Source organism: Streptomyces sp. NPDC052236 (genome assembly GCF_044548015.1).
Lineage (GTDB): Bacteria > Actinomycetota > Actinomycetes > Streptomycetales > Streptomycetaceae > Streptomyces.
The window spans coordinates 38,459-60,996 of sequence record NZ_JBIUBL010000038.1; the positions used below are offsets into that span (position 1 = coordinate 38,459).

A 22,538-nucleotide genomic window follows, 5' to 3' on the forward strand; every position below is an offset into this window, starting at 1 on the left:
CCGCAGCGAGTGCCGCCGCTTGTGCGAGCCGGGGATCGCGAAGCCGGTGACCAGGGCGATCAGGCAGCCTGCCCCGCCCACGGCGAACGCGATCGCGAAGCCGGAGTCCTGGGGAGCCGCGCCGACCGCGCTCGCCGTGAGGATCGCCGCCGACACCTGCCCGGCCACGCCCGAACCAACGTTGCGCATGATCGTGTTGACCCCGTTCGCCTCGCCCACCCGTTCGCGTGGGACGGAGCCGGTGACCAGGACCGGAATGGCGGCCTGCGCGATGCCGCTGCCGAGACCGACGAGCAAGGGCCAGATGTAGACGAATCCTTTGGCGGCTGGACCAAAACCTTTACGGATCCAAGGCTCTGCGCGGCGATCGTGGACCGACTGACGTTCGGCGGCAACATCATCGAGACCGGCACCGACTCCTACCGGCTGGCCGCCACCCGCGCCCGCGCCGAACAGATGGCGGCGGCCGCGGACGCGGGTTGTCGATTCAGTGAAGCCCGAGTGATACGCGTGCGCTCCTGAGATCGCGCGTTGGCGTCAGGAACGAAGGGTGCGCAGGCCGGTGCGGATTTCGCTGACCAGGATCTCGGGTTGTTCCAAGGCCGCGAAGTGCCCGCCCTTGTCGGCCTCGCCGTAGTGGATCAGATTGCTGTAGGTGTCTTCGATCCAGCTTCGTGGCAGGCGTGGGATGTCCCTCGGGAAGACGGTCACCGCGACCGGAAGCGTCAGCTTCGGGCCGGCGAGAGTGCCCGATTTGTTCTCCCAGTAGATGCGGCCGGACGATGCCGCGCTGTTGGTGAACCAGTAGAGGGATATCGCGTCGAGCATGTCGTCCATGCTGAGGGCGTCCTCGGCGAGCCCGTGGTTGTCGGTCTTGGACTGGAACTTCTCGTAGATCCAGGCTGCCTGACCAGCGGGAGAGTCCGCCAGGGCGAATCCGACAGTCTCCGGCTTCGTGCGCTGAAGGTGGTTCGACCCACCGAGATCGCCGTTGTAGAGGGCGAGGGTCTCCACGGCGTAGCGCTCTTCGGGCGACAAGGTGTCGGGTATCTGTGCGGGAAAGGCGTACTGGGTGTTCAGATGAATTCCGAGAAGTCCCTCAGGTTGCATGGCCCCGAGGGCGGTGGTGACGACGGCACCCCAATCGCCGCCTTGCGCGGCCCATCTCGTGTAGCCGAGACGCTTCATCAGCTCCACCCACGCGCTTGCGATGCGCGATACGGTCCACCCGGTCTCCGTGGGCTTCTGGGAGAACCCGAACCCGGGGAGCGACGGGACGACGACGTCGAATGAATCGGCGGCGTCTCCTCCGAACGAAACCGGATCCGTCAGCGGGCCGATCAGCTTCAGGAACTCGACGATCGAGCCCGGCCATCCGTGCGTGAGTACCAGCGGCATCGCGTTGGGGTTCTTGGACCTGACATGGATGAAGTGGATGTCCAGCCCATCAATCTCGGTCAGGAATTGAGGGAAGCAATTGAGCTCGGACTCGAAGCGCCGCCACTTGTAGCCGCGCTTCCAGTAGTCGACCAGAGATCTGGCGTTCTCTACGCGAACCCCTTGCGACCAGTCGCCCACCGTTTCCGGATCCGGCCATCGAGTCCTGGCCAGTCGCTGCTTCAGGTCGTTGATCTCCGAATTCGGGATCGAGACGGTGAACGGGCGGACGAGGGCCGTCCCCGCGTCGGCTCCAGTCACCGAGCCCGTCGACGCCCACGCCTGGGCGGGGTTCGCCACGCCCACGAGGCCGAGTGCGACGCCGAAGGACAGGGCTTTTCGCCTGCTGAGATTTTCCATTGACTTACCTGCTTCCCTGAGGGCCAGACTGTTCTGGATTCCTTCGCAGACTGGCCAGTTGTGTAACCAATGCGTGGTGAGCCTGGTCCCACAGATGTGATTTTTCATTCACATAGCGAGGTGTGTTGTCGTCGGTAATGGTGGTGACCGAGGGCTCGCGGCCAATGTTGGCCCGCAGTCCGCCCAGTCCCCCTCCGGGGCGATTGCCTTCTTCTCCTGGGTTTCGAAGCACAGCGCAACTCTCCGTTGCACACTGGTGTGCAACGTACTTCATTGCGCAGTGGTGTGCAACAATGATGTCGTGCCCACCGAGTCCTCCCGTGTGCGCTCGATGAACGAGACACGCGAACGCATCCTCGACGTCGCCCTCAACCTGCTGGGAGAGAACCCCGACGCCGGCATGGGCGACATCGCCTCCGCTGCCGGCGTCGTCCGTCGCACCGTCTATGGCCATTTCCCCTCGCGCCTCGACCTGGTTCGGACACTCACGGAACGGGCCGTCACCGAGATGACAGCCGTGCTCACCGAAGTCAACGCCTCCGACGCAGGAGCGGACGCGGCGTGGGCCGAATTCATCGCCCGCCTCTGGCCGGTGGCGCACCGGTACCGAGTGCTGCTGGCGCTGCGCCGTGGCGAGTACGGCGAGGCGATCCACGGCCTGCTCGGGCCAGTCGACGAGCTCCTCGCCGACCTCGTGAAACGGGGCCAGGACAGCGACGTGTTCGCACAGCACCTGCCGGCGGGCATTCTGAGCCAGGTTGCCTACGGCGTCGTGTTCAGCATCGCGGACAGCGACCTGTCGAACGGGACCCTCGGCGCCCGAGCAGCGACGATCACGAGCCTGCTGATGCTGGGAGTTCCCGAGACGCGCGCAACTGCTCTCGTGGGCGACCAGCCCTGACCCGCAGCACTCGAGCGGAGCCGCGGATCGTCCTGCTCCGGACACGACATCGACACCGCACCCCGCCAAGAATCCGGTGAGAACAGTGTGATCGCGACGATGTGAGTGGCACGGTGCGGCTGGAGAGTGTGCCCGCGCAGACTGCCTCCCTCTCAGGCCCGTCGCCGACTTCTCGCAAATGACCGGTTGAGAGACCGGGTCGCTCGACCGCCGCATGGTCGCGTTCGCGCTGGTCGCCGATCTCGGAACTCCTCTCAGAACCGCCAGGTTCTGCAACGGGGTCCTGAGAGACCGTTCCGCGTATCCGGGGGGCCGAGCACACTGCGCGCCGTGCGGACAGCTCAGCTCTCCGGACCGGACGGCCAGATCGCTTCGACCACCCAGGGCCGCACAACCCTTTCCAAGTCCTGCGCGAACCGGTCGCCGCCGCCCACAGCCAAGTGGGCCGCCCACTGCCGTACCGCGCCGGCCGCCCAGTCCGCCAGCTGAAGTTGCGGGTGGGCCTTGCTGTCCGCGAAGTCGATCTGAGTGGCAGCGGGCCGGCTGAGGTGCCCAGTACGGGCCGGGTCCGGGAGCAGATGCGCCCTACTCAGCGTTGTCGCGTGGCGGTCGATCACCTTTGACGCGTCGTGGACGAGGCGGAACTGCCCCAGAGATTCCCTGAAGCTGACGCACAGGCAGTAGATCGAGGTCACGGCCGGGTCGAGTAGATCGCGCTGCTCGCCAGCAGCGAGGTCGGCCGCGGTCTCATCGGCCACGCCCCGGCAGTACTCCAGTAGCTCTATCTGTTGGGCGAAGTCGCTGTGCTGCACCGGGATCGACTTCTTGTACGCAGCCACGGCAGCGAACAGGTCGTCGGTCGAGACACGCTGACGCACCCAGTCCACGAAGGCCTGTTGCATCTGGCGGTAGGCAGCGGCATCCCCGAAGACCGGCCCGCACATGTGCAACAGCTGCGCCAGAGCCAGTGCCTGCTTGTTCTCGTACAGGTTGAATCCATCCGCGTGCGCCAGCGGCTCGACGAGGACGTCGACCAGCTTGGTCATCACCATGAATGGCTTGTGTACCAGGGAGCTTCGGGTGCTCCCCTCGGGCAGTTGCTCGAAGGCCCGCATCAGAGCCTTCCGGCCCCGCGACGACCGAGCGAGGGAGCCGTACTTGGGCTCTCCCTGGGTCGGTGGGAGCTGGGCACGGACCTCGTCCACGATGGACGCAGCCAGCTCGGTCGGAAAGGTGAACCCCGGCCACCGTGAACACGGGCTGATCCGGGTCAAGCAGGTTCTGCCCTGAGTTCGAGGACTCGTCCGCGTAGACGACAGGGTGAGGGGAGCATTCATTTCCAGAGCATGCCGGGAGGCACCCGAGAGGGCCACGGATTTCGGGTCAACGCTCGTCTGGACCCGCACCACGATCTCTTCACAGCCGGTCGTTCGTGAGACGCGCGAACCGGAAGAGCCGCTACCGCCAACCACTGTTCCGCTGGTCCCTGAGGCCGATGTTCCGGGCGAGATCCATGCACAGCTGCTGCATGGATCGGCTGCGGCCCGAGTAGTCGCGGTTTGTTCTGGAGGAGCAGAACAAACCGGTTCACCTGGTGCTACCGCCCGCCCGCCGATCGCGGTCGGGCACGGCGGCGGAGCGCCTCGCGTTTGTTCTGCTCCCCCAGAACAAGCCGGTTTACCTAGTGCTACCGGCTCGGGTGGGGGCGGGAATGAAGAAGGCGCCGCACGGGGAGTGCGGCGCCTTGGGGTCTTCGCGAGGTCAGGAACCCGCTGGAGAGCCTGGGAGGGTCCTCGGCGGGGCGTTCAGCCGGTGGGGGCGAGGTTGGCCATCTGGGCGGCGAACCTCGCCCGTCGCTGTTCGGTGAAGCGTCCGGGTTCTGCGGCCTTGATCTCTGGGACCTGCATGACCGGGGAGGAGACCGCGCCGCCGGTCAGCAGTCGTGCCGCTGCTGCCACCGCCCGGACCGTGGTACGGCGTCGTACGCCAGGCCACTCAGCTCGACCCCGACCACCGGCCCCAGGACATCGCAGCCTTCCTCGACCTCGTCACACGCGAGACCAGCCCCCACAGCGAACTGCCCATCGCCCGCGCCCACCGACTGCTGGAAGAGGCCAACGGCGAAGACGACACCGCCGCCGCCCAGCTGCTCACCCTCGCGGCCGACCAGCCCGGCAGCTACGAGCTGTACCTGGACGTCGTCACCCAGCTGAGCGTCAGCACCGCCGAAACCGTGCTGTTCGCCAACCGCCAGCAGACGGCTGCCGTGGTACGGGCCCTTACCGGGCACGCCGTAGGCGACCGCGGCGACTGGCCCAGCTGGCAGGAGGCCGACCGGGCGGTGTGGTGGCTGCTCGACGTGGCCCGCCTCGCCGCAGGCGAGGACCAGTGGGACCTGCTCGATACGGCCGTCCAGGGCATGTGCGACTGGGACGGCCGCTGGGACCGGTGGAAACCACAGAGCGACATCAAGAACTGGATGTCGACGCTGACTGGGCACGCCGCGGCAGTCGTCGCCTCTGCGCTGCGCGCGCAACCGCACGGCGCCCGCCACTTGCGCGAGCTTGCGGACGACCGCCGCGTCGACATGGCCATCCGCAGCGCTGTTCATGCTGCCTAGGTTCTATCCCGGCCGACGTTCCCCGGCACCCGCATCACCGCGGACACCGACATTGTGGTCGACGGCCTGCTGCTCGACTTCAAGAGCACCAGGCACCCGCACGTCTTCCGCAAGGACGTCGCGTGGCAGCTGCTCGGCTACCTGCTGCTCTACACCCGCGACCGGTTCCGGATCGACACCCTGGGTCTCTACTTCACGCGCTCCGGTGTCTTGGCCACCTGGCCGGTCGAAGAGTACGTAGACCTGCTCGGGGCCTGCCGCCCTCCGCGCTGTCCTCGCCCAACTACTCGTCGGCTGCCCGGCCGACGTCGTCCCGTATGACCGGGAGGAAGAAGACCGCGCCCGGCGTCTCCTTGAGCGCCTGGCCCCGGTCATCGCCCCCGGGCACTGCCTGGTGTGCGCCCTGCCCGACTCCACCCGCCCCCGCGCGAGTTCTGCTCACGCTGGTGCACCAGCCGCGCCCAAACCCTGCGTAAGAAGGCCACCTGCCCACGCGTCCCACGGTGACCGTGTCGCACCCGCGCAAAGAGCGCCTGGAGCCCGTCGAGGGCTGAGAAGTTGTGTGCCTTACATCCCGTTTTCTCAAGTAGGCGCGTTATGCGGTAGGCATGTGGGGTTGTCTGCCGAGAGATTGCCGTACGGGCCAACGTCGGCATCGTTGTCGGCTACGGCCGTTGAACCGGGCGACCGCACCAAGACCACACCATGGAGGAAGACCGTGCCCGACACCTGCTCCCTGGAGATCCCTGCGGACCTCAACCGATGGCACCCCAATGAGATCACGGAGTGGCTGAGCACCGTGGAGGATGACGAAGCGATCACGGACGCCGACGTCGACCGCACCCGCCAGGCCGTCAACGATTCCCTCGGCATCGACTGACGAACCAGTGTCGGCGCACCCGTACGCCGCGCGGATCACCCCCGAGGCCGCTGGGACCGGGCCGACGTGAGCGCCTCGAGGGCCTTCTCAGCACGCTCAACCTCGCCACCAAAAGCCCCAGCCTGGAGCAGTGGCCAGGAAGCGTTGATCTCCCGGGTGATGTCTGGCGCCAGGCCTACCCCGTCGTGTCCCCAGACCGACTCCAGGAAGAACTCGCCGGTCCACGGGCGGGCGAAAAACCGGCGCTCGGTGTCCATGGCGATCATGGAGGCCAGGAACTCGAAGCGGTGGAAGGCGGCACGGTATGCGTCGTCATCCGGTTCCACGAGCTGGAACGGCTCGCGTAGCTCCTCACAGATCCAGTGACTCTGCGGGTAGTGGTGGGGCATGTTTCCGTGGAAGCGGTAGACCTCGTTGATGGAGTCGCTGTTGATGATGTCCAGCGGGTTGAGGTACATGGCTGGTGTCTGGCGCTGCCCGTTGGAGATGGGCGGCACCCAGGTCGGCTGGGTGAGGAGAGGGGCCAGGAACTCCTCGCGGCGGCTGAGGATCGCGGCGATGCCCATGGTGAATGTGGCAAGGAGTGCCGGGTACTGCCGCAGCCTCTCCAGATCCTGGTACCCAGCGTCGCTGCCGCGCAGCCGGTTCAGCCGTTCGGCGACGCGCTGCCAGAGGGCGTTGTACGTGCCGTCGTCGTGGAAGACGCCATTCGCCAGCAGGTGCAGGAGACTGTCACAGTCGGCGCGGTAACCGCGGATGCTCTCCGCGAAGACGGGCCCGGTCGGTGGGCGCCTCTTCCCGCTGGAGTTGTCGATGACCTGAGAGACGGTCTGGTCGATCAGGTCGTGGATCTCGATGCGGCGCACCGGGTCGGGAAGGAAGCGCTTGAGCTGGGCGACGGCCGTGTCCCGGGTGATCGGGGTGACCGTTATGCGGTCCAGCGCCTCGACCCTCCGCTCCAGGTCGGTGAACATTTCGTCGGCGGTCACGCCGTCGATGACGGCGGCGGAGTGCTGCGTGGTCAGCCGCTTGGCTGACTCGCTCATCCGTCCGAACTGGCCCCAGAACATCGGGTATAGCCGGGACCTGGTCCCTTCCACCGCTCTCACCAGAGCCTTGTCCCAGTCGGCCGACCAGCCGCACACGATCAGCCCGTAGTCGTCCAGCACCCGCTGCAGCAGCTGCTGCTGCGCCTCGGGGTAGGCACCCAGTTCGTCGACGGTGTTGCGCTGCTCGAGGTCGGCGTAGTCGCCGTGCAGTTTGATGATGGTGACCTGACTGTGCGCGAGGGGCTTCATGGCATCGATCTGGTGGTCGCGTACCACCTGCGGTGAGATGCCCACCCCTTCCAGGGCCCGCTCCATGAGGCGGTCGAAGTTCGTCGTCAGGATGACCCTGATACTGCCGCGCTTGACGAGCCGGGCGATCGCCCGGTGCGCGGCGGTGGGCTCCTTGCCACTGTCCTCGCCGTCCGCAGGCTCGAAATATCCGGCGAGGACGGCCTGGCGGGCCGCTGGCGTCGGTGCGGTCTCGGCCGGGAGCCGCGAGTAGCCCAGCGGCTCTCCGAATTTCTTCTCCCACCAGCCTTCTGGGTCGGCGGCAGCGGCAGCACCGGCGTCGGGCGAGTCAGGGTCGTGGACCGTTGCGACCTTGGACATCAGGTCCTGCACGATGCCCCAACCGGTCTTCACGCCGGAGGCCATGGAGATCCCGGCGCCCAGCAGCACCGCGTACACCCCAGGGCACGTGTGCACATTCAGCGCGAGCGACATCCGGGCATCCAGCACACTCCCGGCTCCTGGTGCCATCGCTCCGCTGCGGCCTGCGGCGTCATCCGTTCCCACGGCACACTTTCTTCCGCCCGGCAGTCGTGCCCCCGTACGGCGAAAGGCACTGCCCGGTACGGGTGTTGATCCTACCGCATCATCTCGTCATGATGACGATAACCGGTCGATCCGCAGACGCGCCGCCGTGGCCGAATTCGGCGCGAGCTCCACTCGGATCCCATCGACCGCCACACGCGTCACGGGGCACGGACCGGGGCAGAGCCGCCCGCCCAGACGACTCCTCTCGGCTGGCTGACGTACGGATGCGGCTGGGCGACCGCCTGGGCCAGGTACGCACCCGGCCTGGCCGCGCCCGCCAACTCCGGGACGAGGACGAGCTGTCGTGCCGCGAGATCGCGGCCGCACTCGGCACCGAGGGACAGCGGCCCAAGCGCGGGGAGCACTGGCACCCAGAGACCGTCCGGCGGATGCTCGCCAACACCACCGACCGCCCACCCACCTTGCGGAAGCGGTCCGCGTAACCGGGCCCCCACGGCCAGGTGGCGTGTAGCACTCTGTAACCGTCCATACGTGGCGAGGGTCACATGGATTAGCGCGGGCCGACGCTCTGACTACTCCCGAAACCACTCCGGCTGGGCCGCGCCCCGGCCTTACTACACCTTGCCTACCAACGGCCCGCCGCGCTGCCCGCGTTGGAGGGAATCAGCGTTACAAGTTGCCCGCACGTCGCCAGTAGACTCTCCCGAACACGCAGAAAGAGCCCTGCAGCCCCGACTCGGTTTCCTAGGCCAGTGGGTCGGGAGGGCTCCTCTACGCGTCAACACATCACCCAGCACTTAAGGAGTATGCGTTGCACGTGAAACAGGTTAGCAAGTTCTGCGCAGATAGGGCGCGAGCGGCCCGCGACTGGGTCATGACCCGGATTGACCTGCGAGAACGTATCGAACGCCATCGGCGAGAGATCCGCCTCAGGCTTCTCTACGGAGCCGTCAGCGCTTTCGGAAGTTGGGGAGCGGGCGTCATCATCGCCTGGCTGATGGCGCGGTAGCACCAGACACTCCCGAAGGCCTCGACACCACCACGGTGCCGGGGCCTTCGTCGATCATGCTGCACGTCGGCAGAAAGTTCGGCAAGTACCCGGAGACCGTCCGGCGGATGCTCGCCAACAGCACCGTTGACCGGCCGCCCACCTTGCGGAAGCGATCGGCGTAGGGATGACGAAGGGCCCGGCCATCAGGCCGGGTCCGCTCCTCCACGGCGTTGCAAACTGCAGCCGGTGGCGCCGCTCCCGTGGGGGCGGCGCCGTGGTGATGCGCGGACGTTGGAGAGCCGGCCTATCCGGCTGCCCGGACCGCCCGGAGGGGCTGAGGCTGGCGCTTGGGCGGCGCGGTGTCGTACAGCGGGGCGGTGATCTCGGGTAGCTCGCCGTTGGCGCTGCGCTCGGCAGCGTCCTGGAGAGCTTCCTCCAGTTCGTCCTGCGCCCACCCTGGTGGAAAGCCCCCTCGGCCCTGGCAGGAGCGGCGCCGACTTCAGCGGGCCCGCCATGCACGTCCCACCTGTGAAACCTGATGTCTTCCGCGTGATCGAACATGTTCTGTCATGCCAGCGATGCCGCAAGACATCTGTGCTTCACCAGCATTGGGGCCCCGATCTGCCCCCGAGAGCCGACGCCGAGGCCTTTGCCGCCGCTATCAAGAACGGAGACTCCAAGGCTCGTTTCGTGGTCCTCGTTCACCCGAGGCGCGACGCGAACCTGTTGAACAACGCAGCCCCGGAGGAGGTACGTGGTCTGTTCAGCGAGGCCACCCGATGCCAGGAGGCAGGGGCTCTCCGGGCCGCGGCCGCAATGTACCGAGCCGCGGTTGAGGTGATCTGCAAAGACCGAGGCGCAACGGGAAAGAACCTCAAAGAGAAGATCGCCGACCTGGCCAACAACGGCGCGACGGCAGAGGTTGTACGTGATCTCGATGAGGCCCGCCTCTTGGGCAACTGGAGCCTTCACGACGGCTTGATCTTCTCCGACGAAGAGGTCAGCGACGTGGCATCCCTCATCGAGGAGGCCGTGTTCCTCATCTACGTACAGCCCGAAGAACGTGCCGCACATCGTGAAGCACGCAAACAGCGCCGCGAACAGTTCCGACAGACTCTCTGAAGGTCCACCTCAAAGCGCGCAGCGCCCCGTCCCCGGCATCGCAGCTGGGCGGGGGGTTTCGCATCGTAGCCACCGCCGTAGCCACCGGTTGCCACCCGGGCAGCAACGCATATCCACCCTCGTATCCACCCGTAGCCAGCGGGCCCGGCGCTCCCCCTTGGGAACCGTCATGTGGCCTTTCGAGCTTTGATGGGTGAGCCGTTGAGGGCTACCGACGATCGTCTACCTGCGGTTTTGTGGCCCTGGGCTGGTGAGGGTCCCGTGTTGAGTTAGGCAGATTCCCTTTCCCTGGAGGGACGCGGACGAGGTCGTCGTCATTGCACCGGTCAGCCCGCATGAGGCGCGCCCGACCGCGCACCCTGGTTGACGCTTCACTGCCGGGCCGGTCCGGCGCCCTAAGCCGGATCGGCGTCCGGCCTGTCCTCCACCTGCTTCTTCGCTTCACGCCATTTGCGCCACAAGCTCGGCTGCTGCACTGACAGGACCCGCTCCCAGGTGTGGACCCCGCCCTCCTTCCGGTCCAGCCACTCCTCCATCGCCGACACGGCCGCCACCCCCTGTCCCACGGCTTGCCCTACCCGCCGCCGTGCATGAACGCGTACGTCCCCCACGGCGAAAACACCTGGGCGGCTGGTCATGAATGGAAACTGTGGCTTCCCCAGGTAGTTGTCGGTCCTGATGTAATTCTCTTCGTCCATCTCGACGAACGACAGTTCGTCCTTTTTGAGCCACCCCGTATTCGGCGTGCCGCCGATCAACACGTGCACGCGGTTAGCCTGAAGTCTTCTCATAGAGCTCGCTGGTTCTCCATAAGGGAGGACCTGCACTTCGACCTTCCCCCCTTGGTCGACAATATCGACGACGCTCATCTGATCCTCAGCGGGGATTTGCTCGTCGCGGAGTTCGTCGAGTAGCTTGCCAGCCATGTCGAACTCGGTGGTCACAATGTGCACTGAGTTGCATGCGGCCTTCTTGTAGAGGAGGGCGGCCTGGCCCGCCGTATCGCCGCCGCCCACGATGACGATGTCCGTGGTGTTTCCGACGTCAATCGCATGATGGGCCTCAATGAGGTATCGGACGTCCAGACCGAGGGGATTCAGTTCCGTACGCTTTCCGTCGACATCCTTCTCCAGTCGGCGAGGCGTTTGCCCACAGGCAATGAGAATCATCCCCGCGGACACGTCAGACGTCCCGTCGGCGCCCGTCACGTTGATGCGGTACCGAGGGTCGTCCTCCACAATGCCGATCGCCTTAACCGTGGGACAGAGATCGACCCCTTTGAGATCCTGAACCTGCTCGACCCCCAGCTTGGCCAGCTTCGTTCCGGTCACCCCACCCGGGAATCCAAGGTAGTTCTCGATGCGGTTAATGGACAGCGCCGCGCTCCCACCCGGCCGCTCGCACTCGATCACGAGCGTGCTGAGCCCCGCCATCCCCGCGCTCACCGCAGCGGAGAGACCCGCCGGCCCCGCGCCCACAATGACGAGATCGAACGGACGGTTCAGGCGAGGGGGAACCTTTCCCCCTAGGATCAGGCGTTGATAGAGCTCGCCGAGCGTCGCAGGAAACGGCTCCGCTTTTTCGTCGTTGAGTTTCGCGGTGATGCCGGAATCGCCGTCGGAACCAGGAATGTCCCTCCACTCGTAGGAAATTCCTGCCTGAAAGAGAAATTTGTGTAGATGTGCCGACGGGCTCCCTCCCTTCCTTTCGAAGGAAACCTCATAATCGTCTGGAGTCCAGTCGCGGAACAACTCCTCGATGTCCCGCTGAAACTTCCACTCCTCGCTATCCTCAAGGAAGATGCTTACCCTTCCGCCTACAGGAAGGGGCGTCTTGAATTTATCGTCAGTGGGCAATTCCGCAAGCACACTCTTGTAGCCAAGCGATTCCTTAATAAGCCTCCTAGTGCTTTTCTGCTGATCAGTGGTCCAGGAGGTGCGGTTGGCTAGGACGGCCACCACACGGAGACGTTGCTTTGTCTCTCTTTTTCTGATCCCACCCTTCAGCGTCTTTCGGAGCTCGCCGTAGTTGGGCACGCCAAGGACCAGGATGCTCGCGTCACACCAGTCTCTGATTAGCTCGGTAATCCGCTGCCGTAGAGCAGCCTCTGGATGCATCACCAACATTACCGGCGGGGCAGGACGCTCCACGATCACGCACTCCCCCGACAGAGTTCTTCCGCGGGCGCGATGAGCCTGGCCAAGGCGGCGCACGTGCTGTGCAGGCCGAGACGGTCTTTTCTCTTCATGACCCCATGCATCCCACCACACGGCTCGCACACCACATGGCGTACGCGCAAATCCGGTAGTCAGCCTTTCATCCCCTGGCCATTGAGTCTGCGCTCGACTGCCCGGCGTTCGGAACGCACCATGCCGGGGAGCTGAAGAGCAGCCGCCCCTGCAGCTTGGGAACCCGGTGCCTGGTTGACCTGTCGCAGCGAAGGTCAAGCGATTCTCATCGAAGGTTGAGTGACTGCTCCTGGGCAACATCGTTCGCGGACTGCTGACGGAACCGCGCCTTCTCGCGCAGGTAGTGTTTAGGTCCGGTCTCAGAACTCAGTCGGCGGCAAGTAGCTGCTCGCGCAGGATGTCGGCGTGCCCGCAGTGGTGGGCCAGCTCGCGTAGGACTTGCAAGTACACCCAGCGCAGCGTGCGCGGCCCGGCACGGTGGCCGGTCACGACGGTGTCCAGCGGCAGGTCGGCGACCACCGCCCGGGCCGTCGCGCAGGCCTCCCGGTGGGCCGCCGTGACGGAGGCGACGGTGTCGTCGTCGGCGAGCCGGAAGGACTCGTCCGGGCTCTGAACCAAGCCGAGCTCCCGACGGGATGTGCCGCCGACGCACTCCTCGAACCACACCCGCTGCATCCACGTGACGTGCTTGAGCAGCCCGAGCAACGTTGTCGCCGACGAGACGAGTCGGCGGCGGGCCTGCTCCTCGGTGAGGCCGTCGAGGGTTACCTCGAGGGCGCTCCGATACTCCTTGACGAACGCATCGAGCTGGGTGCGTTCGTCATCCAACGGCACATCGAACGAGCCCATCAGAGTCTCCCATCACGGGCGCTGAGCACGGGATCGCCGTACGCGCGTACCGGTTCCCCCACCGTCTCCCAGACAGCCAGCCCTAAACGATCACTCAACCTTCGGTGAGAAAACCTAGCGGTCACCAATCTTCGCTGACAACGCTCAACTTTCACTGCGAGACGTCACTGGTTTCAGCAGCGGCAGGACCGGCCGCAGACTGGCCTCCGTATTTCGTCACTGCGGCGCCCGTATTTCGTCGGTTCGCCGTTGAGGGTCATGGTTGTGGTGGGCGGATGCGGGTGGCTTCTTCGGTGCGGCCGAGCCGATCGAGGATGTCGGCTTGGACGTTCAGGAAGGTACGCACGTCAGTGTCGTACGGGAGAGGCTCTGCCTGGGCCAGGCGTCGGTAGATCTCCACGGCCTCCTGTGCTGCTTCCAGCGCGGCGCGCAGGTCTCGCCCCAGTTCCACCCGTACCCGGGCGGACATTCCCAGCGACCGGGCGAGGTCGGGTTCGTATGCTGCGGGAAGGCGGTGTGCGAAGCGGCGGCGGATGGCGACGGCCTCCTCGGTGGCGTCCAAGGCGTCCTCGTACCGCCCGGCCGCGGCCAGGTCGATGCTGAGGTTGTGCAGCGCCTTCGCCAGGTCAGGCTCGCGGGCGACGGGGTTGGACTCGGCAAGCTGCCGGAAGACCTTCACCGCATCTTCGGAGGCGGCCAGGGCCTCGGCTCGCCGATCGACCGCTGCCAGGTGAACGCCCAGATTGTTCAAATCGGAGGCGAGATCAAAGCCGTGGGCGGCGGGGTTGGCCTGGGCGAGGCGGCTACGGATCCTCACCGCTTCCTGCACGGCTTCCAAGACTCCTTCCCGTTGCCCGGTCACGGCCCGGAGCGCACTGAGGTTGGACAGGGAGGTGGCGAGGTCGGGCTCGTAGGCTGCGCGGTTGGCCTGAGCAAGGCGGCGCCGGATGGCGACGGCCTGCTCGGTGGGCTCCAAGGCGTCCTCGTGCCGCCCGGCTCCCGCGAGGTGGACGCCGAGGTTGTTCAGGGCGGTGGCGAGGCCGGGTTCGTAGGTGGCGGGGTCGGTCTCGACAAGCTGCCGGTAGACGCGTAGCGCCCATTCGGTGGTGGCTAGAGCCTCAGCGTGTCGTCTTGATGTTTCTAGGTGCAGTGCGAAGTTGATCAATGACTCCGCGAGGTTGGGGCCGTGGACAGCGGGGTCGGCTTGGGCGAAGCGGTGACGGATTACCACCGCTTCCTCCTCAGTGGCCAGGGCTTCCTCGTGTCGTCCTACCGCCCTCAGGTGGAGTCCGAAGTTGGACAGAGCCGTGGCGAGATCGGCGTACGCGACGGGATGGCGCTGGGCGAGGTCCCGCCAGATGCCGACGGCCTGCTGGCCGGTAGCGAGAGCTTGATGGTGGAGGCCGGCACGCCACTGGCGGGCTTCGAGTCTGCGGAGAACGCGGGCGCGTTTGGCGGGGTCGCTGGCGGCGGCGAGCCGCTGGGGGGCGAGGCGGGCGGCCAGAGCGGCCGCACCGGGGTCGAGGTCGGTCTGCCGGTATTCCGACAGGTGGGCGTCGACTGCTTCCAGGACGTCCGTGGGCAGGTGCTCGATGTCGGCCAGGGCAGTCAGTGCGGCGCCGCCAGCATGGAGTATCAGCTGCGGGTGTGCGGTGAGCAGCGAGGCGAGTTGGCCTGTGGCGAGATGGGGCCAGCGGGCGGCTGCGGCGATCAGGGAGGTGAGAGCGGCGCGGGTCCATACGGGTGTCTCCGCAATCTCACCTGGGCTGCCAGGTGAGACCGCGGAGAGGAGGCGCTGGGGTGCCGTGGTGGCCCAGGGGTCGGGGGTGTAGCTGTCCACGGTGTGGCCGGGGGTGGTCAGGGCGAGGAAGTCCTCGGCAAGCCGGTCGGGGTGCAGCGGTTCCAGAACAGTGCGCGGCAAGGCGGTCGGGTAGGACACGGCGTGGTTGGTGAGGACCTGGTCGGCCTGGTCTGAGGTGCATGTTCCGATCGCTGTGAGAGCGTCCCGGCCGTGGTCGTAGGACACCGCGCCGGTCAGGGCGGCGGTGTAAGCGGCATGAGCGAGGACATCGGCGGTGGTACGGACACGGCCGTTGGCGTGCAGGGTCTGCCAGTGGGCACGCTCCCGCGTCAGCAGGTAGGCGGAGACCCGCTCTGGGGTGTCCAGCAGGGCGGGCGCCCCGCTGTGGTGGGCGTCGACAGCGGCGAGGGCGGCCATGTGCACCGACAGGGCTTGCCGGAACCCGGGACCATCCCGCAGGGCCTCGGGTGGGGCGACGTTCTGGCTGCCAGGGAGATCCAGGGCGGCGACGAAGCGGTCCCGGGCAGCGGTGAACAATGTCTCGGGATCCGTGTCCGGGTCGTCGGCGAGCGGACCCAGCGGCAGGGCGGCGACGGGCAGATCAAGGCGGTCCAGACGGTAGGCGAGCGTCTGCCAGACGCCGGCGGGACGGGCCAGGAGCAGCACCCGGGCCTGCTGCTCCTGCAAGGTCGCGTCGGTCAGCATCGTCAGCAACTCCGCCGTCGGCCAGTGCTCGGCATAGTCGGCCACCAGCAGCACCCCTGCCCCGCCTCCGCCTGCCCCGCCTCCGCTAGCCCCGTCAGCCACCGGGCCTGCCCGGCCTGCGGGGAATGGGGGGTCACTGGCATGGAGGACCTGGAGCACCTGCCAGCCGTGCTCCCGACTGAGGCGGGCGAAATGGGAGGCCAGCCGGGTCTTGCCCTGCCCGCCCGGCCCGTGCAGCAGGAGAATCGAGGCCGCACTTGCATCGTCGCGCCAGGCTGCCAGCTGCTCCAGCTCGGTGCTGCGCCCGGCGAAGTCCGCCACGGCGTAGCGGGCCTGCAGGAGCCGGGCCGGTTGCGTGCGGGCCCGCTCTACCGTCAGCGAGGGCCGGTAGAAGGGGAAGGCATCCACCCGGTACAGCTCCTGCTCGGTGCTGACCATGATGTTCACGTCGCCGGTCGTGTCACCGACCTGCACCACCGGCCCGTGCACCTCCGAGCCGGCTACCCACTGCCCGCGGCCCCGTACCAGCGCCGCCGGAGCGGACGGCGGGACCTGTTTACGCCGAATCGGTCCCCACCCGGGGATACGGGCCAGACCGCTCATGGGCCCTCGATATCGACGTCTCCGCCAGTGTTCTGTACCTGATCGACCGGGCCCGTCGTGCTCGTGTCACGCACCGACTGCCCGTCGGTCTCCGGTGCCACCGTTCCGGAAGGCGAAGTGGGAGACACAGGACCCGAGGGCGCGACAGCGGGGCCGCGGCGGGTGATACGTACGTTCCCACCCGTCCCGGAGACCTGCGTAATTCCCCCGCCTACAGCGCTGCCGTGCACCGACTGCCTGCTGGGAGCGCGGCGTTCGCGCCATATCCCGCTCACCGTGGCAACCAAGGACGCCAAATTCAAGAACAGCCCCAGCACCGTGGCCCACATGCCTGCCTTCTCCAGACCCACCGTGGCCAGGTACACCGCCATCACGACCGCGGTCACCACAAAACTTGCGCCACCGACCCATGCCTGCGTTCGTCCCGTCATATCTCCCCCTTATCTGCGAAATTGTGACCATCGTGCCAGATCCCCTGTATGCCGTTGCTGGACATCCTGAAGACCATTTGGCCCATCCAGGTGACCCAGGAGCGGTGTCACGCAGGCCGGGCGAACCTGTGAGATCTGCGAGGCTCGCAGGCCATTTGCTGCCCCTGCCCGCGTGGGAGTTGGATGCCCTGTGGTCGGTCCTCCTCGTGCTCCGCCGCGCCGTTGAGTATCAGCTACACCGCTGTACTCGATGTCCGCAGGGAGACCGCCGAGACCCTGGCCCGACTCCTGCGCGAGCACCGCGAACGGCTCGGAACCCGCAAGAACACCCGCTCTCTGGGCGTCTTCAAACAGGCCGTGCTCGTGCTGCGCTGGTTCATCGACGGCGCGCGACTGTCCCAACTCGCCCGGGACAACGGGATATCGCTCCCCACCGCGTACCGCTACCTCCACGAAGGGCTGACCACCCTGGCCGATCACGCCCCGGACCTGTCCACCGCCCTGCAACGTGCCGCTGCCGCCGGATACACCCATCTCAACCTCGACGGCACCGTCATCCGCACCGACCGCGTCGCCGCACCCGGCCCCAACAAAGCCGACCTCTGGTGGTCCGGAAAACACAAACACCACGGCGGCAACGTCCAGGTCATCTTCGCCCCCGACGGCCGGCCCCTCTGGGTCTCCCCGGTCCGCCCCGGCCGCGAACACGACACCACCTGCGCCCGCGCCCACGGCCTGATCGCCGCGCTCAACCGGCTCGCGACCATCCTGGACATCCCCACCCTGACCGACCTCGGCTACGAGAACGCCGGCCCCGGCTTCCGGCACCCGGCCAAGAAGCCTCAGGGCCGCGAACTCACCACCGGACAGAAGACGTTCAACAAGGTCATCCGCGGCATCCACGGCGTCGCCGAACGGGCCAACGCCCTGCTCAAGGTCACCTTCAAGGCCCTGCGCCGGGTCAGCCTCGACCCCACCGCCATCACCAGGATCGCCCGCGCGGCCCTCGTCCTGCTCCAGCTGGAAACCGGACGCACCACCTGAACGAAGATCACGAACCGTCACGAGACGTTACCGAGAAGACCTCAGTGCTGGTCATGACACTTCCTCCTCTTGGCAGTCCTCGAATGTGGGCGGATTGGCCCACGACCCGTAGCCCGGCGCCTTCGCGCCGGATGGATGCGCGCCGATGGCCCGCCACAACAGCCCCTCGGCGTAGGCGTCGGGGGAGACGACGAACGGGGGTTTGCGTCCGTCTCTGCCGTGCGCGCGATCTTCCCCGGCCTGGTGTTGTCCGGACATGGCCTGCCAGGACCGGCTTCCCTCGGGCTGGCTGTCATCCGGGACGGCGGGCTTCGCTCCGCTCCGCCCGGACGCCGTCCAGGCCGCCACGTCCATGCGTCCCGCCAGTTCCGGGCCATACCAGACGCCGACATACCAGAGCTTGATGATGCTTCCCACCACTGGATCGGCGGGGGCAACAGAGGGATCGGATGCCATCGCCTTCTCGATCGCATCCGGCCCTTCTTGATTCACCGCCGTCTTGTAGTACACCTCCGCCTGACCAGTTCCCCATAGGTCGAACTCGCTGAATCCGGTCACAGCGGCAGAGAACTTCACAAAATTGCGCAGCTTCTCTTCTGCGTTCGTTCCTTGCGTCATGATCCCGCCTCCGTCGACGGTCTTACAGCTCGAATGTCGGGCCGGCGTTCGCCCCTGGATGCCCTGTGAGCGGGTTGCGGACGAGTCGGTTCATACTGTCGCGGATACGGAACATCTCCCAAACCGCCTTGAGTAGAAGGTCGGGCTGACCGTTGTAGGCCAGATTGATGCTGGTCAGGAAGGTGACGTAGGACTGGTTGAATTCCTTGGCCGCCGCTAGGACTTCCGGGTCTCCCGCGAGGTCCGCCAACTTGATGTCCGGCTTCACTGGATAGACGGCACCCCAGTCGACGTTCAGATCCGGGCCGGAAGGCTCGCCTGGCTTATCGCCCTTCTGGTAGTACCTCCCTTTGTCCAGCTGCTGGAACCTGTAGTAGTGGGCGATCTCGTCCTGGCTGTCGAAGATGCCGCCGTGCAGCCCTTCGCCCTGCTCTGCGACGAGGGTGAGCGCCGCGACTGCGGTGTCGCGGCCGGTCACCTTGATCACATCGCCGCCACCGGAGTAGAAGTACTCGGGAGTCACCTGGCGAGCGGGATCGCCGGTGAAGATCGTCTTTCCTGCCTTACGGGCCTGGTCCTCCAAGTGGTTAATGCCCCGGATGATCTCCTCGTAGAACTCACCGATACTCAAGAAACGCTTGGTGGGTTCTCCGGGGACGAGGCCAAGGATTGTCCCGGACTCCTCGAGTTCCGCTAGTTCCTCCGGTGGCGGCGCCGCGCCGTCGGACGTCAGTCCAAGGGCCGTCCAGTCCGTCGGTACGAACCTGTCTTCCTCGGTATCTGCCTGCGCGGGCTTCTCGATCTTCAGGAACGTGTCGAGAGCCTCGTGCGAGAAGGGCCGGAGATGCACCTTGAAGTAGTCGGGACCACACGGCAGGCGTGTCGGATAATTCGGCACGAAGTTCGGCTTGGTGAGGTCCGGCGTCCCGCCCACGGCGTTCATGACGTTCGCGACCAGGGTGAGGTGCAGCATCTCCTCGACGGCCACGACCCTGATGACATGCCAGGCATCCGAGTTCTTACCCGGATGTAGCGAGTAGAGCGCGGTCAGGTAGGGCGGGAGCGTTGCATGCTCCAGTTGGAGCCCCTTGTAGAGGTATTCGTGTAGCTCCTCGATGGTCTGGATCTTGGGGTCCGGAGCGGGGTCTGATTCTGGAACGGACATGTTCTCTCAATCGTGGGCGGTGGACGGTGGGCGGTGTCGCGTTCAATCCGCCGACCTGTGAGCCGTCTACCTGCGGACGGCGGCCGGCGCCTTCACGGCACGCAGGTGCCTGACGATGTGGGCCGCGCTGCGGAAGGCGAGCGCCGCCATGGTCAGGCTGATGTTGGATGTCCCGATCGAGGGCAGGCTGCCGGGCCCGACAAGGTAGAGGTTCTCGTGGTCCCACGAGTGCTGGGTGTGGTCGACGACAGAGTTCGCCGGGTCGGTCCCCATGATGTGAGTGCCCGCCAGGTGGTTGCCGCCCACGATGTTGTACCACTGGCCGTCGTGCTCGACGGCGCTGTAGCGGTCCTTGTCGTACGTGGTCCTGTCCTCGGCGCCGAGCTTCTCGAAGATGTCGGTCGCGAGTTTGCGGGCGAACGCGGCGCCGCGCATGGTGTAGGGCGGGATCTTGAACGACACGACCGGCTTCATGTTGCCGATGGCATCCTTGTATCGGTCGTCCACGGTGACCCTGTTGTCCCTGTCGGGCAGCAGGTCGATCATGAAGGCCAGCAGAAGCTGCCGGGAGATCTGGTTCCCGAGTGTCCTGCGCAACTCCGGCCCGCGCAGGCCCCGCTTGTCCACGAGTTCGACCAGGTCCGTGTAGGGCGAGCCGGTCGCCCACCCCCAGCCGTCGTTGTGGATGTCCACGCCGAATCCGGCCTGGGTGCCGCGGAATCGCCCGCCGCGCAGGTCGGTGATCCCGCTCGTGCAGGTTGTGCCTCGCATCGTGCCGGCCGGCTTGGGCAGCAGGCCCCAGGACAGCAGGTACGCGTGGTCCATCAAATTGCAGCCGATCAGCTTGCTGCGGCTCATACGCTGCATGTCGGAGGCCAGCATGAGCCGGGCGTTCTCGATGGCGTGCGCGCACAGGATGTAGACGGCGCCCTTCACCGTGTACTTCTCGTACCTGTCGGAGTCGAGCGCCTCGTAGTTCTTAATGGTGATCCCGGTCACCCGTTTGTCATGCTCGTCGATCTCGACCTTGGACGCGACGGCTTGCGTCACGATCTTGACGTTGCCCTTGCGGAGCGCCTTGGCCAGCGTCTTTCCCGCGTGATATTTGGCCTGCACGGGGCAGATCGGGACGCAGTTGGTGTTGCCCTGGCAGCGCTCGCCCTCTTCCACCTGGCTCGTGCTCACCGCACCGACCGGGACGAAGCCCGTGCCGCCGTCGTACGCGGCGTTTGGCACGCCGTTACGGGCCTGCGGAAAGCTCCGCACCTGGAGTGTGTAATCGTCGTCCGCCAGGGTGACCCGCATGCCGTCCACGCCCCGGGCGACCGTCTGGTCGAGATAGGACGGCGGCATGCGGTGCATCGGGAACACGTATCCCTCCGGGAAATGCATTCCCAGGTATGTCTGGTCCTCGACTTCGGCGGCTACGCCCAGTTCGGCCTCAGCCTGCTGGTAGTAGGGTTCCAGGTCGTCATAGCTGAGCGGCCAGTTCAGGCCCTGGCCGTACTTGGTGCGCAGGTCGAAGTCCTCGGGAAGCATGCGCAGCGCTTTCCCCTCCCAATGCATGGAGGTGCCGCCGAGGACCCGGGTGAAGGTGGTGTCCGTGCAGTACTTGTCCTCTTGCACGAGGTAGAAGTCGTCTCGGGGTGTGTTCGGACGCACCGGCATGGTGTCGGTGCTCCTGGGCATCCGGGCATTCGGGTTGAACGGGTACGGAGACTGGTTGTCCTTGATGACCGCGCCGTAGAACCGCGACAGGTACGACTCGTACTCGGCGAGGTCCAGGTCCTTGCCGGGGCCGGCTTCGAGAATCACCACCCTGTAGCCTGCCTGGCTCAGCTGCTCGGCGACGATGGAACCTGCCATGCCGCCACCGACGACAACGGCATCCCACTCGCCTTGCGCAGCCTCTGCGGCGCTGGTCTGCGTCGCGGCACCGGCTGGGAAGATCACCGGGTCTGTATCGTCGTAAGACGTCATTGATGCCCCTTGTCGCGTCTGGGGTGACCTCACCCCGGTTAACGGGCGGAACAGCCCGGTGAACAGACCTGACCTGCCGTCAGAATGGATGGTGATTAAATGACTATGGGAGGCCCGTCGCTGCCACTAGTAATAGAGAACCAGCTCAGGATCCGAGTTCAAGCTGGAGAACTAAAGCAAGCAAGTATCGCGGCGCCCACCGATGAACCGCTAAGGGCTTCCCGCGATCCCCAGCGGGTCCCGCCGCCAACTGCGGCCACTCACCGCATTGTCGGATTATCCGCGTACGTCGCATACGAGGACCACCCTCCGTTTTGTGATTGACCACATCTGACGCCGCTCGTGATCCACTGGGGATCACGGGAGGGGCCTCAGCGCGAGGCTTGCATATGGCGCTGTCATTCCGCTCTATCGCAGCGGGGATCTTGTCGGTAAACCCACCGTTCGGGCGTAATCAGTGAGCCCTTTTCAGCGTTGCCTCTCCAGGGTGAGGACGGCCTTGGCGATGACGGTCATGCGCTTGGGGCTGATGCGTGACCTGCGGAAAATGCGCCAGGACTTCAGCCGTGCCATGCCGCGTTCGACGAGAGCCCGGGCCTAGTTAGGCGTAGTAGGCGCACAGCGCCGCGTTGGCCGTGTCGCCATCCATCTGCAGTAGTTGGGCGCGGCCGGTGAAGTAGTTGTGGACGGCCAGCGCGGCCGCCGCTCCCTCTCCCGCGGCCATGGCGATGCGACGCACCCCGCGGTACCGCACGTCTCCGGCGGCGAAGACCCCCGGCACGCTGGTGGCGTACGCCGGCACGGCCGTGCCAGCGACGTCGGTACCCGTGGCAGTGGATACGCGTTGCCAGCGGTATCAGGAGCTTGCGGTGTTTACGTGAGTGGTCCCCCTGTCCTGCCGTGCGGGGGCGTGCTGTTGACTCATGAACCAATTCCGGTCGTCATCGTGGTGGCCATCGCCCATGGACCGGAAAGGGGAGGGAGCGGGATGAATGCGGGGAGCGGCAAGCGGCATG

The 22,538-nt window shown here is 66.2% G+C and carries 19 protein-coding genes and 2 pseudogenes; 9 read left to right on the top strand and 12 right to left on the bottom strand.

What is annotated here, in order from left to right; genetic code table 11:
* Positions 1-46: 46 nt before the first annotated feature.
* Positions 47-310, top strand: a complete 264-nt coding sequence (locus tag ACIHCQ_RS39865) for a hypothetical protein (protein ID WP_399673768.1) — start codon at positions 47-49, stop codon at positions 308-310.
* Positions 310-522 (top strand): annotated as a pseudogene (locus tag ACIHCQ_RS39870) (ATP-binding protein); the annotation flags it as partial. The gene ACIHCQ_RS39865 and the pseudogene ACIHCQ_RS39870, both read left to right, overlap by 1 nt.
* A gap of 15 nt (positions 523-537) precedes the next feature.
* Here ACIHCQ_RS39870 and ACIHCQ_RS39875 read toward each other — a convergent pair.
* Positions 538-1,905: an epoxide hydrolase family protein gene (locus ACIHCQ_RS39875; RefSeq protein WP_399673718.1), complete on the bottom strand. Its 1,368-nt coding sequence runs from the start codon at positions 1,903-1,905 to the stop codon at positions 538-540.
* Between the two features lie 193 nt (positions 1,906-2,098).
* Between ACIHCQ_RS39875 and ACIHCQ_RS39880 the strand changes: the two genes are divergently transcribed.
* Positions 2,099-2,698, top strand: coding sequence for a TetR/AcrR family transcriptional regulator (locus tag ACIHCQ_RS39880; protein ID WP_399673720.1), 600 nt, complete (start codon positions 2,099-2,101; stop codon positions 2,696-2,698).
* Positions 2,699-3,039: 341 nt separating this feature from the next.
* On the opposite strand, the gene ACIHCQ_RS39885 is transcribed toward ACIHCQ_RS39880, so the two are convergent.
* Positions 3,040-3,750, bottom strand: coding sequence for a DUF3800 domain-containing protein (locus ACIHCQ_RS39885; protein WP_399673721.1), 711 nt, complete (start codon positions 3,748-3,750; stop codon positions 3,040-3,042).
* Between the two features lie 753 nt (positions 3,751-4,503).
* Positions 4,504-4,656: a hypothetical protein gene (locus ACIHCQ_RS39890; RefSeq protein ID WP_399673723.1), complete on the bottom strand. Its 153-nt coding sequence runs from the start codon at positions 4,654-4,656 to the stop codon at positions 4,504-4,506.
* Between ACIHCQ_RS39890 and ACIHCQ_RS39895 the strand changes: the two genes are divergently transcribed.
* From ACIHCQ_RS39895 to ACIHCQ_RS39905, 3 genes are all read left to right on the top strand, one after another.
* Positions 4,641-5,318 carry a hypothetical protein gene (locus tag ACIHCQ_RS39895; protein ID WP_399673725.1) on the top strand — a complete coding sequence of 226 codons (678 nt, stop codon included), beginning with the start codon at positions 4,641-4,643 and terminating at the stop codon, positions 5,316-5,318. The genes ACIHCQ_RS39890 and ACIHCQ_RS39895 overlap by 16 nt on opposite strands.
* A 54-nt stretch (positions 5,319-5,372) precedes the next feature.
* Positions 5,373-5,639 carry a hypothetical protein gene (locus ACIHCQ_RS39900; protein ID WP_399673727.1) on the top strand — a complete coding sequence of 89 codons (267 nt, stop codon included), beginning with the start codon at positions 5,373-5,375 and terminating at the stop codon, positions 5,637-5,639.
* A 397-nt stretch (positions 5,640-6,036) separates the two neighbouring features.
* Complete coding sequence (locus tag ACIHCQ_RS39905; RefSeq protein WP_399673729.1) at positions 6,037-6,198, top strand: hypothetical protein; 162 nt, start codon at positions 6,037-6,039, stop codon at positions 6,196-6,198.
* Positions 6,199-6,233: 35 nt separating this feature from the next.
* Here ACIHCQ_RS39905 and ACIHCQ_RS39910 read toward each other — a convergent pair whose 3' ends face one another.
* Complete coding sequence (locus tag ACIHCQ_RS39910; protein WP_399673731.1) at positions 6,234-7,985, bottom strand: SIR2 family protein; 1,752 nt, start codon at positions 7,983-7,985, stop codon at positions 6,234-6,236.
* Positions 7,986-8,287: 302 nt separating this feature from the next.
* Here ACIHCQ_RS39910 and ACIHCQ_RS39915 point away from each other — a divergent pair, with 302 nt between their 5' ends.
* Both ACIHCQ_RS39915 and ACIHCQ_RS39920 read left to right on the top strand, forming a co-directional pair.
* Complete coding sequence (locus ACIHCQ_RS39915; protein WP_399673733.1) at positions 8,288-8,506, top strand: hypothetical protein; 219 nt, start codon at positions 8,288-8,290, stop codon at positions 8,504-8,506.
* A 1,199-nt stretch (positions 8,507-9,705) separates the two neighbouring features.
* Positions 9,706-10,137 (top strand): DUF4145 domain-containing protein, encoded by a 432-nt coding sequence (locus tag ACIHCQ_RS39920; RefSeq protein WP_399673735.1) that lies wholly within the window; start codon positions 9,706-9,708, stop codon positions 10,135-10,137.
* Positions 10,138-10,532: 395 nt separating this feature from the next.
* Here the strand turns inward: ACIHCQ_RS39920 and ACIHCQ_RS39925 are convergent, their stop codons facing one another.
* The 3 genes from ACIHCQ_RS39925 to ACIHCQ_RS39935 form a co-directional block, all read right to left on the bottom strand.
* The gene (locus tag ACIHCQ_RS39925) at positions 10,533-12,293 is read right to left on the bottom strand and encodes an NAD(P)/FAD-dependent oxidoreductase (RefSeq protein WP_399673737.1); all 1,761 of its coding nucleotides are present in this window, start codon (positions 12,291-12,293) and stop codon (positions 10,533-10,535) included.
* Between the two features lie 399 nt (positions 12,294-12,692).
* Positions 12,693-13,175, bottom strand: coding sequence for a DinB family protein (locus tag ACIHCQ_RS39930; protein WP_399673739.1), 483 nt, complete (start codon positions 13,173-13,175; stop codon positions 12,693-12,695).
* Between the two features lie 256 nt (positions 13,176-13,431).
* Positions 13,432-16,284 carry a tetratricopeptide repeat protein gene (locus ACIHCQ_RS39935; protein ID WP_399673741.1) on the bottom strand — a complete coding sequence of 951 codons (2,853 nt, stop codon included), beginning with the start codon at positions 16,282-16,284 and terminating at the stop codon, positions 13,432-13,434.
* A gap of 653 nt (positions 16,285-16,937) precedes the next feature.
* Between ACIHCQ_RS39935 and ACIHCQ_RS39940 the strand changes: the two genes are divergently transcribed.
* A complete protein-coding gene (locus ACIHCQ_RS39940) occupies positions 16,938-17,759 on the top strand; it encodes a transposase family protein (RefSeq protein WP_399673743.1) in 822 nt (273 codons plus the stop codon).
* A 51-nt stretch (positions 17,760-17,810) separates the two neighbouring features.
* Here ACIHCQ_RS39940 and ACIHCQ_RS39945 read toward each other — a convergent pair whose 3' ends face one another.
* From ACIHCQ_RS39945 to ACIHCQ_RS39965, 5 genes and pseudogenes are all read right to left on the bottom strand, one after another.
* Positions 17,811-18,377, bottom strand: coding sequence for a hypothetical protein (locus ACIHCQ_RS39945; RefSeq protein WP_399673745.1), 567 nt, complete (start codon positions 18,375-18,377; stop codon positions 17,811-17,813).
* A 22-nt stretch (positions 18,378-18,399) separates the two neighbouring features.
* Complete coding sequence (locus tag ACIHCQ_RS39950; RefSeq protein ID WP_399673747.1) at positions 18,400-19,542, bottom strand: ferritin-like protein; 1,143 nt, start codon at positions 19,540-19,542, stop codon at positions 18,400-18,402.
* 66 nt (positions 19,543-19,608) lie between these two features.
* On the bottom strand, positions 19,609-21,522 hold the full coding sequence (locus ACIHCQ_RS39955; RefSeq protein WP_399673749.1) for a GMC family oxidoreductase: 1,914 nt from the start codon (positions 21,520-21,522) through the stop codon (positions 19,609-19,611).
* Positions 21,523-21,990: 468 nt separating this feature from the next.
* Positions 21,991-22,119 (bottom strand): annotated as a pseudogene (locus ACIHCQ_RS39960) (IS5/IS1182 family transposase); the annotation flags it as partial.
* Between the two features lie 4 nt (positions 22,120-22,123).
* Positions 22,124-22,324, bottom strand: a complete 201-nt coding sequence (locus ACIHCQ_RS39965) for a hypothetical protein (protein WP_399673751.1) — start codon at positions 22,322-22,324, stop codon at positions 22,124-22,126.
* Between the last annotated feature and the right edge of the window lie 214 nt (positions 22,325-22,538).